The organism is Kribbella ginsengisoli (assembly GCF_039537185.1).
Classification (GTDB): Bacteria; Actinomycetota; Actinomycetes; order Propionibacteriales; family Kribbellaceae; genus Kribbella; species Kribbella koreensis.
Window position 1 is genome coordinate 1,380,097 of the sequence record NZ_BAABAA010000001.1, and the last position, 13,456, is coordinate 1,393,552.

The 13,456-nt window shown below is 67.3% G+C and carries 11 protein-coding genes; 2 read left to right on the forward strand and 9 right to left on the reverse strand.

Features of this window, described 5'->3' with window-relative positions:
- Positions 1-20: 20 nt before the first annotated feature.
- The 5 genes from dnaE to ABD768_RS06185 form a co-directional block, all read right to left on the reverse strand.
- Complete coding sequence (gene dnaE, locus ABD768_RS06165; RefSeq protein ID WP_343968468.1) at positions 21-3,569, reverse strand: DNA polymerase III subunit alpha; 3,549 nt, start codon at positions 3,567-3,569, stop codon at positions 21-23.
- 131 nt (positions 3,570-3,700) lie between these two features.
- On the reverse strand, positions 3,701-4,342 hold the full coding sequence (locus tag ABD768_RS06170; protein ID WP_344838204.1) for a Type 1 glutamine amidotransferase-like domain-containing protein: 642 nt from the start codon (positions 4,340-4,342) through the stop codon (positions 3,701-3,703).
- Between the two features lie 2 nt (positions 4,343-4,344).
- The gene (locus ABD768_RS06175; RefSeq protein ID WP_343968812.1) at positions 4,345-5,253 is read right to left on the reverse strand and encodes an RluA family pseudouridine synthase; all 909 of its coding nucleotides are present in this window, start codon (positions 5,251-5,253) and stop codon (positions 4,345-4,347) included.
- A gap of 20 nt (positions 5,254-5,273) precedes the next feature.
- Positions 5,274-5,888, reverse strand: coding sequence for a signal peptidase II (gene lspA / locus ABD768_RS06180; RefSeq protein ID WP_343968472.1), 615 nt, complete (start codon positions 5,886-5,888; stop codon positions 5,274-5,276).
- Positions 5,861-6,316, reverse strand: a complete 456-nt coding sequence (locus ABD768_RS06185) for a TraR/DksA family transcriptional regulator (RefSeq protein ID WP_343968476.1) — start codon at positions 6,314-6,316, stop codon at positions 5,861-5,863. Before ABD768_RS06185 ends, lspA begins: the two co-directional genes overlap by 28 nt.
- A gap of 665 nt (positions 6,317-6,981) precedes the next feature.
- Between ABD768_RS06185 and ileS the strand changes: the two genes are divergently transcribed.
- Positions 6,982-10,137 carry an isoleucine--tRNA ligase gene (gene ileS / locus ABD768_RS06190; RefSeq protein ID WP_344838209.1) on the forward strand — a complete coding sequence of 1,052 codons (3,156 nt, stop codon included), beginning with the start codon at positions 6,982-6,984 and terminating at the stop codon, positions 10,135-10,137.
- 341 nt (positions 10,138-10,478) lie between these two features.
- Here ileS and ABD768_RS06195 read toward each other — a convergent pair whose 3' ends face one another.
- Positions 10,479-10,958 carry a MarR family winged helix-turn-helix transcriptional regulator gene (locus ABD768_RS06195; RefSeq protein ID WP_344838212.1) on the reverse strand — a complete coding sequence of 160 codons (480 nt, stop codon included), beginning with the start codon at positions 10,956-10,958 and terminating at the stop codon, positions 10,479-10,481.
- Between the two features lie 46 nt (positions 10,959-11,004).
- Here ABD768_RS06195 and ABD768_RS06200 point away from each other — a divergent pair, with 46 nt between their 5' ends.
- Complete coding sequence (locus tag ABD768_RS06200) at positions 11,005-11,472, forward strand: pyridoxamine 5'-phosphate oxidase family protein (protein ID WP_344838215.1); 468 nt, start codon at positions 11,005-11,007, stop codon at positions 11,470-11,472.
- A 148-nt stretch (positions 11,473-11,620) separates the two neighbouring features.
- Here ABD768_RS06200 and ABD768_RS06205 read toward each other — a convergent pair whose 3' ends face one another.
- The 3 genes from ABD768_RS06205 to ABD768_RS06215 all read right to left on the reverse strand — a co-directional run bounded on the left by ABD768_RS06205 (position 11,621) and on the right by ABD768_RS06215 (position 13,445).
- Positions 11,621-12,391 (reverse strand): DivIVA domain-containing protein, encoded by a 771-nt coding sequence (locus tag ABD768_RS06205; protein ID WP_343968484.1) that lies wholly within the window; start codon positions 12,389-12,391, stop codon positions 11,621-11,623.
- Between the two features lie 185 nt (positions 12,392-12,576).
- A complete protein-coding gene (locus ABD768_RS06210; protein ID WP_343968486.1) occupies positions 12,577-12,882 on the reverse strand; it encodes a YggT family protein in 306 nt (101 codons plus the stop codon).
- 38 nt (positions 12,883-12,920) lie between these two features.
- On the reverse strand, positions 12,921-13,445 hold the full coding sequence (locus ABD768_RS06215) for a cell division protein SepF (protein WP_343968488.1): 525 nt from the start codon (positions 13,443-13,445) through the stop codon (positions 12,921-12,923).
- Positions 13,446-13,456 lie beyond the last annotated feature (11 nt).

Here is a 13,456-nt window from a genome sequence, read left to right on the forward strand (position 1 = left end):
GGCAAGTGTTGCAGGTCCCGCTAGCCGGCCAGGCACGACGGGCCCAGCAATGCCTTCAGGTCCGCCATCAGCGACGAGGTCGGGGTCACCCGGAATCGGTCGCCGATCCGCATCACCGTCGTCTTCTGCCGCGCCTGCAACCGCAACTGCACCTCGGTCATGCCCGGGTGCGACTGCAGCACGTCGCGGAGCTGATCGACCACCGGCGGCGTACACCGGTTGACCGGCATGGTGATCACGACCGGGCCGCTCGGTCCCTCGGTCAGGTCGGGCACGGAGACCTCGTCACCGCTCAGCTCGACCCGGTCCTCGCGCCGGCGGATCCGGCCCTTCATCAAGATGATCGCGTCGTTGCTCAGCAGGTGCGCGTGCAACTGGTACGCCGAGGAGAACATCATCACCTCGATCGAACCCTCGAGGTCCTCGATGGTGACGATCGCGTAGATGTCACCGCGCTTGTTCACCTTGCGCTGGACCGCGGTGACCAGACCGCCGATCGTCACCCTGCTGCCGTCCGGCCGGTCCTCGTCGGCGAGCAGCTGGCCGATCGTGCAGTCGGTGCCGTTGGTGAGCACGTGCTCGACGCCGAACAGTGGGTGGTCGGAGACGTACAGGCCGAGCATGTCCCGCTCGTGGGCGAGCTTGGTGGCCTTGTCCCACTCCTCGATCTCGGGCACCCGGACGGTCAGCCGGCTGTTGCCGTCGGCCTCGGTCTCGTCGTCGTCGCCCATCGAGAACAGGTCGAACTGGCCGTGCGCCTCGTTCCGCTTGAGGTCGATCGCCTCGTCGACGGCCTGCTCGTGCACCGCGACGACCGCGCGCCGGGCATGACCCATCGAGTCGAACGAGCCGGCCTTGGCCAGCGACTCGATCACCCGCTTGTTGCAGACCGGCAGCGGCACCTTGTCGATGAAGTCGACGAAGTCGGTGAACCGGCCCTCGGACTGGCGGGCCGCGACGATCTCGGCCACCACGTTGACGCCGACGTTGCGGATCCCGGACATGCCGAAGCGGATGTCGGTGCCGACCGGGGTGAAGTCGGAGTCGGACTCGTTCACGTCCGGCGGCAGCACCTTGATGCCCATCCGGCGGCACTCGTTCAGGTAGATGGCCATCTTGTCCTTGTCGTCCTTCACGGACGTCAGCACAGCGGCCATGTACTCAGCGGGGAAGTTCGCCTTCAGGTACGCGGTCCAGTACGAGACCAGCCCGTACGCCGCCGAGTGCGCCTTGTTGAACGCGTAGTCGGAGAACGGGACCAGGACGTCCCAGAGCGCCTTGATCGACTGGGCGGAGAAGCCGTTGGCCTTCATCCCCTCGGAGAAGCCGACGTACTCCGCGTCGAGCACCTCGCGCTTCTTCTTGCCCATCGCCCGGCGGAGCAGGTCCGCCTTGCCGAGCGTGTAGCCGCCGAGCTGCTGGGCGATCGCCATGACTTGCTCTTGGTAGACGATCAGCCCGTACGTCGTCCCGAGGATCGGCTCCAGCGCGACCGCGAGCTCGTCGTGCGGGTAGCTGATCTCCTGCTGCTTGTTCTTGCGCAGCGCGTAGTTGGTGTGGCTGTTCGCGCCCATCGGGCCGGGCCGGTAGAGCGCGCCGACGGCCGAGATGTCCTCGAAGTTGTCCGGCTTCATCAGCCGCAGCAGGGCCCGCATCGGGCCGCCGTCGAACTGGAAGACGCCGAGCGTGTCACCGCGGCCGAGCAGCTCGAAGGTCGGCTTGTCGTCGAGGCTGCGGCCGAGCGCGTCCAGGTCCAGCTTGATCCCGCGGCTGGCCTCCACGTTCTTGACCGCGTCGTCCATGATCGTCAGGTTGCGCAGACCCAGGAAGTCCATCTTGACCAGGCCGAGCGTCTCGCAGCTCGGGTAGTCGAACTGGGTGATGATCTGGCCGTCCTGGTCGCGGCGCATGATCGGGATCAGGTCGATCAGCGGCTCGCTGGACATGATCACGCCGGCCGCGTGCACACCCCACTGGCGCTTCAGGTTCTCCAGGCCGCGGGCGGTGTCGACGATCTTGCGGACGTCGGCGTCGGCCTCGTACAGCTGACGGAACTCGCCGGCCTCGGAGTACCGCTTGTGCTGCGGGTCGAAGATGCCGGACAGCGGCACGTCCTTGCCCATCACGGCCGGCGGCATCGCCTTGGTGATCCGGTCGCCCATCGCGAACGGGTAGTCGAGCACCCGGCCGGCGTCCTTGATCGCCTGCTTGGCCTTGATCGTGCCGTAGGTGACGATCATCGCGACCCGGTCGTCGCCGTACTTCTCGGTGACGTAGCGGATCACCTCGGGGCGGCGACGGTCGTCGAAGTCGATGTCGAAGTCGGGCATCGACATGCGCTCGGGGTTGAGGAAGCGCTCGAAGATCAGGCCGTGCTGGAGCGGGTCGAGGTCGGTGATCCGCATCGCGTACGCGCACATCGAGCCGGCGCCGGAGCCACGGCCCGGGCCGACCCGGATGCCGTTCTCCTTGGCCCAGTTGATGAAGTCGGCGACGACCAGGAAGTAGCCGGCGTACCCCTTCGAGGTGATGACCTCGATCTCGTACTCCGCCTGCTTGCGCACGTGATCGGGCACCCCGGCGGGGTACCGCTTGTGCAGGCCGGTCTCGACCTCGGCGACGAACCAGGACTCCTCGTTGTGGCCCTCAGGGCAGGGGAAGCGCGGCATGAACCGGCCCTCGCCCTCGGTGAAGCTCACGTCGCACTGCTCGGCGATCAGCAGTGTGTTGTCGCAGGCCTCCGGGTAGTCCTTCCAGACCTCGCGCATCTCGGCCGCGGTCTTCACGTAGAACTCGTTGGCGTCGAACTTGAACCGGTTCGGGTCGGACAGGGTCGAGCCGGACTGCACGCAGAGCAGCGCCGCGTGCGCGACCGAGTCCTCGGGCTTGGTGTAGTGCAGGTCGTTGGTCGCGACCAGCGGCAGGCCGAGCTCCTTGGCCAGCCGCAGCAGGTCGCCCTGGATGTCGCGCTCGATGCCGAGCCCGTGGTCCATCAGCTCGCAGTAGTAGTTCTCTTTGCCGAAGATGTCGCGGAACTCGGCGGCCGCCTTGATGGCCTCGTCGTACTGCCCCAGCCGGAGCCGGGTCTGCACCTCGCCGGACGGGCAGCCGGTGGTCGCGATCAGGCCCTTGCCGTAGGTCTGCAGCAGCTCGCGGTCCATCCGGGGCTTGAAGTAGTAGCCCTCGAGGCTGGCCAGCGACGACATCCGGAACAGGTTGTGCATGCCGCCGGTGTTCTTCGCCAGCAGCGTCATGTGCGTGTACGCACCGCTACCCGAGACGTCGTCGCGGCCGGAGTTCGCATCGCCCCACTTGACCCGCTTGCGCTCGCTGCGGTGGGTGTGCGGCGTCAGGTACGCCTCGACGCCGATGATCGGCTTCACGTCGTACTTCTTCGCGGTCTTCCAGAACTCGTACGCCCCGAAGACGAATCCGTGGTCGGTGGTCGCGATGGCCGGCTGACCCATCTCCTGGGCCGTTTTGAACAACTCGTCGATCCGCGCGGCGCCGTCCAGCATCGAGTACTCGGTGTGCACATGTAGATGCACGAAACTGTCGCTGGACGCCATGTCTTCGCAGACCTCCCAGAGGCGTGAATGAGTGGAACTGCGCCAGCCTATGCGGGGCCATGGACAGTCTTTGAATCGGCTCACCGAGGGCTGGACTCAGCGCCCGATATCCGTTCGTGGACGACACCACTTCACACCAGTTCGCGCCGCTGTCCGTCCACCACGAGCGCCTGCCCGTCACGCATCTTGAGGTGCTCGACCCCGCTGCGTTCGTACAGCTCGACGACCTTCTCCAGCAACTCCATCTCCGGGTGTCCCGGCGAGTTGAGATGCGGCACGATCGCCTCGTCGAGCACCCCGAGGCCGTCCCAGACCACCTCGCCGTCGACGTCCCCGACGGGATCGCACAACTCCAGCCCGCGCAGACTCGGGGCCAGCACGCAGCAGCCGGCGCTGTACCCCGCGTAGACGACAGTCTCCGAGGTGATCAACCCGGGCAGGATCAGATCTGCGCCACTGGTGGCCATGGCGGCCCGGAGTACGAAGACGTTGCCGCCGCGGACCCATAGACCGTCGTACTCCGCGAGGCGCGCGCCGAGGTCCTGGCCGGCGCGGGCGCCGCGTTCGGAGTACGAGCGCAGGTCCAACTCCTCGGGGCGCAGTCCGAGGTCGCGGAGCCAGGTGAGCTCGGCCGCGACTTCGTCCCGGCGTACCGCGGGATCCTCGGCGTCGATGGCGTTGCAGATGACTGCGACCCGGCCGGCCTCCGGGAGTAGGGCGACCAGGTGCTCGGGGTGGTCGCCCAGCCGGAAGGAGGACAGGTACAGCTTCATCGCTACTGGTCGGCGGCGAGTTTGTTCAGTGCGTTGTCGAGGTCGGCCGGGTACTCCGAGGTGTACTCGACGTACTCGCCGCTGCCGGGGTGGGTGAAGCCGAGGCGCATGGCGTGGAGCCATTGGCGGGAGAGTTCGAGGCGTTCGGCCAGGACCGGGTCGGCGCCGTAGGTGAGGTCGCCGGCGCAGGGGTGGCCGATGGCGGACATGTGGACGCGGATCTGGTGGGTCCGGCCGGTCTCGAGGGTGATCTCGAGGAGAGTGGCGAAGCGGAACGCCTCGAGCGTCTCGTAGTGGGTGACACTCGGTTTGCCGCCGGCTACCACGCCGAACTTGTAGTCGTGGTGCGGGTGGCGGTCGATCGGGGCGTCCACGGTGCCGGTGAACGGGTCGGGGTGACCCTGGACCAGCGCGTGGTAGATCTTCTTGACCGTGCGCTCCTTGAAGGCGCGCTTGAGCACGGTGTAGCTGTACTCCGTCTTGGCGACCACCATCAGGCCCGACGTACCGACGTCGAGGCGGTGGACGATGCCCTTGCGCTCGGCGGCGCCGCTGGTGGAGATGCTGAAGCCGGCGCCGGCGAGGTGGCCGATCACGGTCGGGCCGGTCCAGCCCGGCGACGGGTGGGCGGCGACTCCGACCGGCTTGTCGACGACGATGATCTCGTCGTCGTCGTGGACGATGCGGAGATTGTCGACGGTCTCCGGTACGACGGTGATCTCACCCGGCGGCGCTGGGAGCTCGACGTCGAGCATGACCCCGGCGGAGACGCGGGCGGACTTCAGCGCCGGCGAGCCGTCCATCTGGACCAGGCCGGACTCGATCATCTCGGCGGCCTTGGTCCTGGAGACCCCGAAGAGGCGGGACAGCGCGGCGTCGAGCCGCTCACCGGCGAGGCCGTCGGGAATCATCACCGTGCGTGCGTCGCCGCTCACTTCTTCCCCATATCTTTCGTACCGTCCAGCCGGATGCCGCGCAGGGTCTGGATCACCAGCAGGATCGCCGCCGAGGTCACCGCCATGTCCGCGACGTTGAAGATCGCCCAGTGCGGCGTCTGCAGGAAGTCGACCACATGCCCGTGGAACGGCGACGGCTCCCGGAACACCCGGTCCGTGATGTTCCCGATCGCCCCGCCGAACAGCAGCCCGAACGCCACCGCCCACCCGATGGACCCGAGCTTGCGCGACAGGTACACCACTCCGACCGCCACGATGATCTGAATCGCACTGATCACCGGCGTCAGATTCGACCCCAAACTGAAAGCCGCTCCCGGATTCCGGATCAGATTGAACTTGAGCAGAGAGCCGATGACATTGACCGGCTCCCCCGGCGTCAGATGATGCAGAGCCAGCACCTTGGTCAACTGATCCAGCCCAAGCACCAGCAGACCGACCGCGGCGAACAGGCCGATCAGTCGAGGGGAACGGGACGGCGAGGAACCGGCCGACTCGAGGTCGGCCGGTTCCGGCTTGGGGTCTGGTGAGTCGTCCGCTGGCAGGTCGGACGGTTCGGGGTTGCTCAGCGGCGTTCTTCGCGTTCTTTGCATGACACGCACAGTGTCGCACGCGGGAACGCCTGCAACCGACCCTTGCCGATCGCCTTGCCGCAGCTCTCGCAGACGCCGTAGGTGCCGTCGTCGATCCGGGACAGGGCGCGCTCGATCTGGTCGAGCATGTCGCTCGCGTTCCGGGCCAGCGACATCTCGTGGTCGCGCTCCAGCGTCGTCGACCCGACGTCGGCCTGGTCGTTGCCGGCCCCGTCGCCACCGTCGCGGAGCAGCCCGACGATCTCCTGCTCGGCGTCGCGGATCTCTTCCTTCAGATGGATCGCGTCGGCCTCCAGCTCGCCGCGCAGCTCCTCCATCTCGGCCGCGGTCCACGGCGTCTCGCCGTCCTTGACGGTGAAGTTCTCGGCTTTCTTCGCAGGCACCTTGGCCGGTGCAGTCGCCGGACTGCGGTTCTCGTTCGTCTTCATGGCCACCCTCTTCGTCGGAGTCTGCTTGGCAGCGGCCTTCTTCGCTGAAGGCTGGTTGGCCGGTGCCTTCGTGGCGACCGGTTCGGCGGATTGCGCGGCACTCTTCGAGACCGCGGCGGGACGTCTGGGGGCGGACTTCTTCGGAGCCGATGTAGCCATGGTCGACTACCCCCTGCCTTCGTCGGAGACTGAAGCGGACTGGTCGCAAGACAGTAGGTCACGTGAAGGCCACGTGCCAGCCCGACGCGCAGACCGTGGACATACGGTAGTCGGTTCTTCAAGCCCACTCGATGTTCCGCGCGTCACAGCCGCGTCTCGGAGCTTCTTCAGGCAAGCAATTGCTTCAGTTTCGGCACCGTCTCAGCAACCCGCACGAGCATTGTCGGGGACGGATCCCGTCCTGACCAGCGATTAACGATTCGTAGCCGGATGGTACGGAGTCGTACACTGGCCCGGCACACCGCAAGGCAGTGATGGGGCGATCACCCCGGAGCCGCCGGAAGAACGGTCCATCACGGACTCACTAGACCCGGCAGCGGAGCGTAACGAAGTGGGCAGGTCCCCAGGGACCGGCCAAGGAGGGTGGTACCGCGGAGCCCGGCGACGACGCCGAGGCCTCGTCCCTTCGTCCGGCAGGCACGACGCTCGACGAAGGAACGAAGGAAATGGCGGAGAACCCCACCACCAACGGTTGGCTACAGATCCCGGCGCAGGTCGATCTGCCGGCGATCGAGCGCGACGTGCTCGCGCACTGGGACGAGCAGGACACCTTCGCGAAGAGTCTCGAGCAGACTGCCGGCGGTGAGCCGTGGACCTTCTTCGAGGGCCCGCCGACCGCGAACGGCATGCCCGGCACGCACCACATCGAGGCGCGCGTCTTCAAGGACGTGTTCCCGCGCTACCGGACGATGAAGGGCTTCTCGGTCGAGCGCAAGGCCGGCTGGGACTGCCACGGCCTGCCGGTCGAGGTGGCGGTGGAGAAGGAGCTCGGGTTCAGCGGCAAGAAGGACATCGAGGCCTTCGGGATCGCCGAGTTCAACGCCAAGTGCCGCGAGTCGGTACTCCGGCACGTCGACGCCTTCGCCGACCTGACCACCCGGATGGGCTACTGGGTGGACATGGAGCACCCGTACCGGACGATGGACCCGGAGTACGTGCAGTCGGTGTGGTGGTCGCTCAAGCAGATCCACGACAAGGGTCAGCTCGTCGAGGACTACCGGATCACTCCGTACTGCCCCCGCTGCGGCACCGGCCTGTCGGATCACGAGCTCGCCCAGGGCTACGAGACAGTCATCGACCCGTCGGTCTACGTCCGCTTCCCGCTCACCTCTGGCCCGCTGGCCGGCAAGGCGTCGCTCCTGGTCTGGACGACGACCCCCTGGACGCTGGTGTCCAACACGGCTGTCGCTGTGCACCCGGACGTCGACTATGTGGTCGCCACCGACGGCAACGAGTCGCTGGTCGTGGCTGAGCCGCTGGTGAGCGCGCTGGGCGAGGGCTGGACGGTCACTGACCGGTACGTCGGACATGACATGGAGCACTGGACGTACCAGCGGCCGTTCGAGCTGGTGGAGTTCACTGAGGCGGCGCATTACGTAGTACTGGCCGACTATGTGACCACTGAGGACGGTACTGGTCTGGTACACCAGGCTCCTGCGTTCGGTGCCGACGACCTCATCGTCAGCCGCGCCTACAACCTCCCTGTGGTCAACCCGGTCGAGTCGGACGGCACGTTCAAGGCTGACGTGCCGCTGGTCGGCGGACAGTTCTTCAAGAAGGCCGACGAGGACCTGGTCAACGATCTGCGCGACCGCGGCGTCCTGTTCAAGCACGTGCCGTACGAGCACCCGTACCCGCACTGCTGGCGCTGCCACACCCCTGTCATGTACTACGCGCTGCCGTCCTGGTACATCCGCACCACCCAGGTGAAGGACGCACTGCTCCGGGAGAACGAGAAGACCAACTGGTACCCGGACTCGGTCAAGTGGGGCCGGTACGGCGACTGGCTGCGCAACAACATCGACTGGGCCGTCTCCCGCTCCCGCTTCTGGGGTACGCCGCTGCCGATCTGGCGCTGCGCCGACGACCACCAGGTCTGCGTCGGCTCGCTGGCCGAGCTCGGCGAGCTGGCCGGTCGCGACCTGAGCGCGACCGACCCGCACCGGCCGTTCGTCGACGACATCACCTTCGCCTGCCCGACCTGTGGCGAGGCGTCGACGCGGGTCGCCGAGGTGATCGACGCCTGGTACGACTCGGGCGCGATGCCGTTCGCGCAGTGGGGCTACCCGTGGGCCGAGGGGTCACAGGAGAAGTTCAAGAAGTCGTACCCGGCGGACTTCATCTCCGAGGCGATCGACCAGACGCGTGGCTGGTTCTACACGCTGATGGCGATCGGCACGCTGGTGTTCGACGAGTCGTCGTACCGCAACGTCGTCTGCCTCGGGCACATCCTGGCCGAGGACGGCCGGAAGATGTCCAAGCACCTGGGCAACATCCTCGAGCCGATCCCGCTGATGGACAACCACAGCGCCGACGCGGTGCGCTGGTTCATGGCCTGCTCCGGCTCGCCGTGGAAGGCGCGCGGCATTGGGCCGAACGTGCTCAACGAGATCGTCCGCAAGGTCATGCTGACCTACTGGAACACGGCCGCCTTCCACGCCCTGTACGCCCGGTTGGCCGACTGGTCGCCGACGGCTGCCGCTCCCCCGGTGGCCGAGCGCTCGGTGCTCGACCGGTGGCTGGTCAGCGAGACGCACCGGTTGGTCCGCGACACGGACGAGGCGTACGCGGCGTACGACACGCAGAAGCTCGGCGCTCTGATCAGCCAGTTCGTCGACGCGCTGTCCAACTGGTACGTACGCCGCTCGCGCCGGCGCTTCTGGGCGGGCGATGCCGGCGCACTGGCCACGCTGCACGAGACGCTCGACGTGCTGACCCGGCTGATGGCGCCGCTGACCCCGTTCGTCACCGAGCGGGTCTGGCAGGACGTGTTCCGCCCGGTCACGCCGGGGCTGGCGGAGTCGGTGCACCTTGCCGCTTTCCCGGAGTACGACGCCTCCGTGATCGACGACCGGCTGGCGACGCACGTGTCGATGGCTCGGCGGGTTGTCGAACTCGGCCGGTCCGCGCGGGCCGAGGCGAAGGTCCGTACCCGGCAGCCGCTCGGCCGCGCGCTGGTCGGGTCGGCCGCGATCGCTGATCTGGACGACGAGCTCCTCCGCGAGATCGCCGAAGAGCTCAACGTCGGCACGGTCGCGCCGCTGTCGTCGGCCGGCGAGAACCTGATCGACTACTCGGCGAAGGGCAACTTCCGCGAGCTCGGCAAGCGCTTCGCCAAGCAGACCCCGGTCGTCGCGGCCGCCATCGCTGCTGCCGACGCCGCGGGTCTGGCCGCGGCGCTCAAGGCCTCCAACACGGCGACCGTCCTGGTCGACGGCGAAGAGGTCCAGGTCAGCGCCGACGAGGTGCTCTTGTCGGAGCGGCCGCGGGAGGGCTGGTCGGTGGTGAACGAGCAGGGCGAGACCGTTGCCCTCGACCTCGAAATCACCCCCGAGCTGAAGCAGGCCGGCCTCGCCCGCGAGGTGGTCCGGACGTTGCAGGAGGCCCGCAAGAACTCCGGCCTCGAGGTCTCCGACCGGATCACCGTCTGGCTCACCAGCACGGACTCGGAGCTGTCCGATGCCCTCGGCAAGCACGCGGACGAGATCGGTCGCGAGGTACTCGCCACCACCCTCACCCAGGCGGCTCCCCCGGCAACGGACGCCCTGACCACCGGAACCGACGACGACCTGGGCCTGACCTACTGGCTCACCAAGGCCTAACCCGACGATCGGGTGGATCCGGGGTTGCCGATACGCCGGCCGGCCACTGACAGCTCTTCGGCCCGCCGACGTCAGCATCACGCCGGCGGTACAAGAACCCGCCGGCGAACGGCGTTCCTTCGGCCGCTGACGCCCTACAGGTCGCCAGCGGCCGAATAACCCGCCAGCCGGCGCCCGATCAGGCCGGATCAGGCCGGATGAGTCGGTTCGTCGCGGGGCGGATCGCCGTGCATGCACAACTCCCGCTGACTGGCCCGACACGCCGGGGGTGAGCGATTGCTCGGGGGGTTGTGCGTGCGTGGGGGGCGGGTCGTTGCTGTTGGCGACTGATTGCGGAGGGGTTAGGTGGGTGGGCGGACTCGGCGGGACTGGAGGGCTGGGGTTGCGTTGAGGTGGTGGAGGGCGTCGATCAGGAGTTGGCGGGCGGACTCGACCCGGTCGGGGCCCAGTGCCTTTTGGAGTTCGCGGTCGATGGCGGCTCGGTGTTTGCGGGCAGCGGCGATGATCGCCTGGCCGCGAGGGGTGAGGGTGACGAGTTTGGCTCGGGCGTCGGTGGGGTCCGCGGCGCGGGAAAGGTAGCCACGCGCTTGCAGGTCGGCGACCGACTTCGAGGCGGCTTGCTGGGTGACGCCCAGGAGGTCGGCGAGAGTGCTGATCGTCACAGGTGCGGTGACCAGATGCTGGAAGACGACGCCGTCGGCGAAGCGTGAGTCCTCGAAGCCGTCGACGGCCAGGCGGCGCTGGAGTTCGTCGGCGAGGGCCCAGCCGGTGAAGAGGGAGGCCAGCGAGAGGTCTGCGTCGGCGGGGTCGAAGGCTGCCATGCCCAGAACTGTACAACCATGGTTGTGCATCGGATAATCTACAACCATGGTTGTGGAAAATGTGCAGAAGGAGTTCATCGAGGTGGCGCACCGGATCGTCTGGTGCACGGTGGCGACGGTCGACCGGCACGGCCGGCCGCGGTCACGGGTCCTGCATCCGTACTGGGAGCTCGACGGCGACCAGCTGGTCGGCTGGATCGTCACCAGGCCGACTCCGGTCAAGGTGGCCCACCTGGCCAACTCGCCGTACCTGAGCTGCAGCTACTGGGATCCGAGCCACGACACCGCGTTCGCGGACTGCCGGGCGGAGTGGATCGACGACGTGCCGACCCGGCAACGCGTCTGGGAGCTGTACCGAGCTGCCCCCGAACCACTGGGGTTCGACTTCTGGTCCGTCTTCGCGGACGGACCGCCGAGCGAAATCGTCTCGCTCCTGAGACTGACGCCCTACCGGCTGCGGATCACCGATGTCGCGAGGCTCAGCGGACAGAAGGCCCCACTCAGCTGGCCGTGAATTCCGGCGGCCGGCAGTGGGGACCCTTAGTCACGAAAGAACAACCCTGAGTCAGAAAAGTCCGGACATGACAAAGAGGCGGTGCTGCCGGATTAGCACCGCCCCTAGTCACGCCAAAGACCAGGTACTACGTCACTACAGGTAGTGCTTAAACGCCGTGGCCGTGAGCCTGGGCGCGGGCCTCCGGGCGGAAGCCGTTGCGCGGGCTGAGCGTGTCGTCGCCGTTGCCGAGCGCCTTGAGCTGCTCGGTGAAGTACGTCTTCAGGCGGCTGCGGTACTCACGCTCGTACGCGTGCAGGTCGTCGATGGTGCGCTCGAGCTGACCCTTCTGCTTCTCCAGCGTGCCGAGCATCTGAGCACGGCGCTCGGCGATCTCGCCGTCCAGCTTCTCGGCGCGGGCACGGGCCTCACCGGTCATCCGGTCGGCCTTGCCCCGTGCCTCGTTCTCCAGCCGCTCGGCCTTGGCGCGGGCCTCGCCGATGATCTTGTCGGCGGTGTCCTTCGCCTCCTGGACCAGGTCGTCGGAGTGCTTGGTGGCCATCTCCAGCAGCCGCACGGCGGAGCTGGAGGCGTCGCCGACGGTTCCTGCTGCCGCAGCAGCCCCCGCGGCGGCTACAACCGGAGCGACGACTGGCGGCGGCTCTTCCTTGGGCTTCTCGACGACCACGGGGGCCGGCTTGGGCTGCTGCACGACAGGCGGCAGGGCGGCGGTCTGGTCGACCACCGGGCGGTCCTGCCCACTGCCGGCGCGCTGGGCCGCGGCAAGCTTGGCCCGCAGCTCCTCGTTCTCGGCGAGAAGTCGCTCGAGCTCTGCTTCGACCTCGTCGAGGAAGGAGTCGACCTCAGTGACGTCGTAGCCCTCCCGCAATCGGACGGGCGTGAACTGCTTCGAGCGGACGTCATCCGGCGTCAGCGGCATCTTTCACCTCGTTTGTCTGTGTCTTGGCGGAGTCGTCGTGGCCTGGACCTCGGCGACTCAGTAGATCACGTTATCGCTTCGTTGTGTTCTGGCGGAATCCGGGCGGGCGATAACGGTCCCCATGGTCGGTGTTTCCGGGCGGCTCCTACCCAGCTGGTCGCATCCTCACGCTTGTCGTCACCGGCTCAGATCGACCGGATCGCGGTGGAGTTGATCGACATCGCCAGCGAGACGAGGACGAACAACATCAGCATCGACAGGTCGACCCGGATGCCACCCGCGCCGATCGGCGGCAGGATCCGGCGCAGTGGCCGGAGAAACGGATCGGTCACCGAGTAGATCAGCTCGAACAGCAACAGCAGCGGCCCTTTCGGGTGCCATTGCGGCGCGAACATCACGATCAGGCTGAGGACGAACCGGGCCACCAGCATCAGGAAGAAGGCGAGCAGAACCCAGCTCAGAACACCGAGGACGAGCACGAGAGCATCCATGTCAGACAAGAGTGTAGAAGACGGCCGAAGCCACGTCCTCAGCTCTGGTTGTAGAACCCGTCGGCGGCGATCTTTTCCTTCTCCTCCGCGGCCAGCGTCACGTTCGGCGGGCAGACCAGGAAGACCTTGGTGGTGATCCGCTCGATCGAGCCCCGGCAGCAGAAGATCAGCCCGGCGGCGAAGTCCACCAGCCGCTTGGCGTCCGCGTGGTCCATCTCGGTCAGGTTCATGATGACGGGGGTGCCGTCGCGGAAGTGCTCACCGATCACGCGCGCCTCGTTGTAGCTGCGCGGGTGCACGGTGGTGATGCGGGCCAACTCGGTAACCTCCGGGGATGAAGCGGTGACGCCACGTCGATCTGGAAACTTGCTGACCGTGCCGACCTGCTGCTCGGCGCCGCGATCCGGCACCGGCGCGGTCTCGTCGGACTCCCCGTCGACGGCTTCTTCGTCGTACTCGTCGTCGTAGCCATCGTCGTACTCGTCGTCATAGCGCGCGTTGTAGCGCTCGCCGTCCTCGACCAAGCCGAGGTACACACCCATCTTGCGCAACGCGCCGCTCATGGCCCTCCAGC

Bases quoted from the DNA above. Each gene is read 5' to 3' on its own strand.
- dnaE (WP_343968468.1), bottom strand. From the start codon at position 3,569: ATGGCGTCCAGCGACAGTTTCGTGCATCTACATGTGCACACCGAGTAC.
- ABD768_RS06170 (WP_344838204.1), bottom strand. From the start codon at position 4,342: ATGAAGCTGTACCTGTCCTCCTTCCGGCTGGGCGACCACCCCGAGCAC.
- ABD768_RS06175 (WP_343968812.1), bottom strand. From the start codon at position 5,253: ATGATTCCCGACGGCCTCGCCGGTGAGCGGCTCGACGCCGCGCTGTCC.
- lspA (WP_343968472.1), bottom strand. From the start codon at position 5,888: ATGCAAAGAACGCGAAGAACGCCGCTGAGCAACCCCGAACCGTCCGAC.
- ABD768_RS06185 (WP_343968476.1), bottom strand. From the start codon at position 6,316: ATGAAGACGAACGAGAACCGCAGTCCGGCGACTGCACCGGCCAAGGTG.
- ileS (WP_344838209.1), top strand. From the start codon at position 6,982: ATGGCGGAGAACCCCACCACCAACGGTTGGCTACAGATCCCGGCGCAG.
- ABD768_RS06195 (WP_344838212.1), bottom strand. From the start codon at position 10,958: ATGGCAGCCTTCGACCCCGCCGACGCAGACCTCTCGCTGGCCTCCCTC.
- ABD768_RS06200 (WP_344838215.1), top strand. From the start codon at position 11,005: ATGGTTGTGGAAAATGTGCAGAAGGAGTTCATCGAGGTGGCGCACCGG.
- ABD768_RS06205 (WP_343968484.1), bottom strand. From the start codon at position 12,391: ATGCCGCTGACGCCGGATGACGTCCGCTCGAAGCAGTTCACGCCCGTC.
- ABD768_RS06210 (WP_343968486.1), bottom strand. From the start codon at position 12,882: ATGGATGCTCTCGTGCTCGTCCTCGGTGTTCTGAGCTGGGTTCTGCTC.
- ABD768_RS06215 (WP_343968488.1), bottom strand. From the start codon at position 13,445: ATGAGCGGCGCGTTGCGCAAGATGGGTGTGTACCTCGGCTTGGTCGAG.